Source organism: Brevundimonas sp. CURTG3B2_SDJG (assembly GCF_057364705.1).
This window is the reverse complement of record NZ_JBNFOJ010000333.1, coordinates 1-2,938: the sequence shown is the minus strand read 5'-3', so window position 1 is coordinate 2,938 and position 2,938 is coordinate 1. Positions and strand designations below refer to the sequence as shown.

2 protein-coding genes and 1 pseudogene are annotated in these 2,938 nt (G+C 71.3%); all 3 read right to left on the bottom strand.

Going from position 1 to position 2,938, the window contains the following annotated elements; translation table 11 throughout:
• Positions 1 to 145: 145 nt before the first annotated feature.
• Positions 146 to 1,575 (bottom strand): annotated as a pseudogene (gene tldD, locus AC2W7C_RS16100) (metalloprotease TldD).
• A 172-nt stretch (positions 1,576 to 1,747) separates the two neighbouring features.
• Complete coding sequence (locus AC2W7C_RS16095) at positions 1,748 to 2,524, bottom strand: GIN domain-containing protein (protein WP_486002303.1); 777 nt, start codon at positions 2,522 to 2,524, stop codon at positions 1,748 to 1,750.
• A 13-nt stretch (positions 2,525 to 2,537) separates the two neighbouring features.
• Positions 2,538 to 2,938 (bottom strand): DUF1700 domain-containing protein (locus tag AC2W7C_RS16090; RefSeq protein ID WP_486002302.1); only part of this gene is annotated, 401 nt, incomplete at its 5' end.

Sequence of the window (2,938 nt, the reverse complement as noted above, 5' to 3'; positions counted from 1 at the left end):
GGACCCAGTTCTTTTGCCGGCACAAGGTCGGCGGGATTGTCGTTTTGCGGGCCCCTGGCGCGGCCGGATCGCCCAAAACACTGGGTCCCCGCCTTCGCGGGGATGAGCGGTATCGAGTACGGACCCTAGCCACTAGCCGCCAATTCTAGACCGCCGTGCCGCCGACCGTCAGGCCGCCCATCTTCAGGCTGGGCTGGCCGATGCCGACGGGCACGCCCTGGCCGGCCTTGCCGCAGACGCCGACGCCGGGATCGAACGCGAAGTCGTCGCCGATCATCTCGATCTTGGTCAGGGCCGTGGCGCCGTCGCCGATCAGGGTGGCGCCGCGCACCGGGGCGGTGATCCTTCCGTCCTCGATCAGATAGGCCTCGGTGCACTGGAAGACGAACTTGCCATTGGTGATGTCCACCTGGCCCCCGCCGAAGTTGGCGGCGTAGAGGCCGCGCTTGGTCGAGGCGATCATGTCGGCCTTCGAATCCTTGCCGCCCTCCATGAAGGTGTTGGTCATGCGCGGCATGGGCATGTGGGCGAAGGACTGGCGCCGGCCGTTGCCGGTGGCCGCCTGGCCGAGCTGGCGGGCGGACAGGCGGTCATGCATCAGGCCGACCATGATCCCGTCCTCGATCAGGACGGTGCGCGAGGTGGGCGTGCCCTCGTCGTCGATGGTCAGGGACCCGCGGCGGGCCGCGATGGAGCCGTCGTCGACCACGGTGACGCCGGGCGCGGCGACGCGCTTGCCCATCATGCCGGTGAAGACCGACGAGCCCTTGCGGTGAAAGTCGCCTTCGAAGCCGTGGCCGATGGCCTCGTGCAGCAGAACGCCGGGCCAGCCGGCGCCCAGGACCACGTCCATCTCGCCGGCCGGGCAATCGACGGCCTCGAGGTTGACCAGGGCCTGGCGCAGGGCCTCGTCCACCTGGGCCCGCCAGCGGTCGGGCGCGATCCATTCCTCGAAGCCGGCGCGGCCGCGGCGCCGGCGGAGGCGCTCTCACGTCTGCCGTCCTTCTCGACGGTGATCGAGACGTTCAGGCGGACCAGGGGGCGCATGTCGCGCATCAGGCGGCCGTCGCCGCGCAGGATCTCGATCTGGCGATGCTCGCCCGCCAGGGAGGCCGAGACCTGGACCACGCGCGGGTCGCGGGCGCGGGCCCAGGCGTCGATCTCGGCCAACAGGGCGATCTTGTCGGAGAAGGCGGGCGAGGCGAGGGGGTCGATCTCGTCGTAGAGCTTGCGGTTGGTGGCCTGAGGACCGTCGGCGGCGACGCCGGCGTGGCCTGAGCGGGCCAGGGCCGCGCTGTCGGCCGCACGGCGCAGGGCGGGCCCGCTGATCTCGTTGGCGTGGGCGAAGCCGGCGGTCTCGCCCGCCACGACGCGCAGGCCGAAGCCTTCGGAGGCGTCGTAGGCGGCGGATTTCAGCCGGCCGTCATCGAAGACGAGCGATTCGGACTCCGAGCGCTCCAGGAAAAGTTCGCCGTCGTCGGCGCCGGCCAGGGCGCCTTCCAGGATCGACAGGGCTTCGTCTGAGCCGACCTCGGCGCTGTCGAGGATGGCGGGTGGGGCTACGTGAACGGTCATGCGGGCACAGATAGGGGCTTAGGCCCCCCGCGTCACGGTCTTCGCCGCGCCCAGGGAGGAGCGCGGCGAAGGGAGCGGGGACGGTTCGACGAGGGAAACGGCGGCCGCCCCCGCTCCGGGCCGCCGGAGCGGCCGTCCCTCCCCACGACAGGAGGGATGCGGAGCCGGGGGGTCAGTCCTGATCGACCTCGCCCCAGCCGGTGATCGACTGCTGAACCTGCGAGGCCCGGCGGGTCAGGGTGACGTCGCCGCGGCCGGCGATGTCGATCTGGGCCCGGCCGGTCGGGCCGACGCGGACGTCGCCGTCGCCCGGGATGTCCACGGTCGCGTCGGTGACTTCCAGGTCGTCCAGCCGGACGTCGCCGTCGCCGTTGACCACGATGTCCACGCGGTCGGTCCGGCCGCTGGCGCGCACGTCGGCCGAACCATCGATCACGACGTTCATCGTCGGCTGATCGTAGTCCCGGATTTTCAGCTCGCCGTGTTCGCCCAGCTGGAAGGTGTTCACCGACGGGGCGGTGACGGTGACGCGCAGCGACTCGGTCTCGCTCCAGACCCGGATGCCCGAGCCGTTCCAGCGGATATAGCCGCGCTCGACGTCGTCGGAGTCCTGCAGGGTCAGGCGGCCGTCGGCGAAGCGGACGCGGTCGACGACCGACTTGGGTCCGGTGACGGAGACGCCGGCCTGAGCACCCTGGACGTAGACGACCTCGCCCGGGATATCGACCGAGAGGCGGTCGCCGCCGGACCAGGCCAGGGTGCGGCTGACCTCCGGATCGACCTCGCCGCGCTCGAAGCGGAAGCCCGACTCGCCGGCTCCGTCGTCGGTGACGACCCAGGTCCAGTCGTGGCGCCGCACGTCGTTGCCGACCAGGGCCAGCGAGCCGCCGACGCCGACCAGGGCCAGGACGAAGCCCACGCCCGTGATGACCAGTAGATTGCGGATCATGTCAGGTCCTCCCTCAGGCCTGGTTGTCGAGCGCGGGCTTCAGCACGCGGTAGTGGAGGCGGGCGTACCAGACGGTCGCGTCGATCAGCCACTTGGTGAGCAGGGCCATCAGGCCGACCATGAAGATGCCGGCGCCCATCAGGCCGACGCCCATCAGGACGGCCGCCAGCACGCCTCCCGGACCGCCGAAGAAGGATCCGGCGACGGCCACGAAGCCGCCCGCGATGAACACGCCCACGCCGCCCAGCAGCATGGCCAGCACTGCGCCGAACACCGGGAAGACGATCGGCAGCAGGATCAGGATGTCGATGGCGCCCAGGCCGATCAGGCCGAAGATGGCGCCGGCGGCGGCGGCGGGGTTCTGCTCCTGGTCCCAGCGGCGGGCGCCGGCCTCGGCGCGCAACTCGCGGGCCA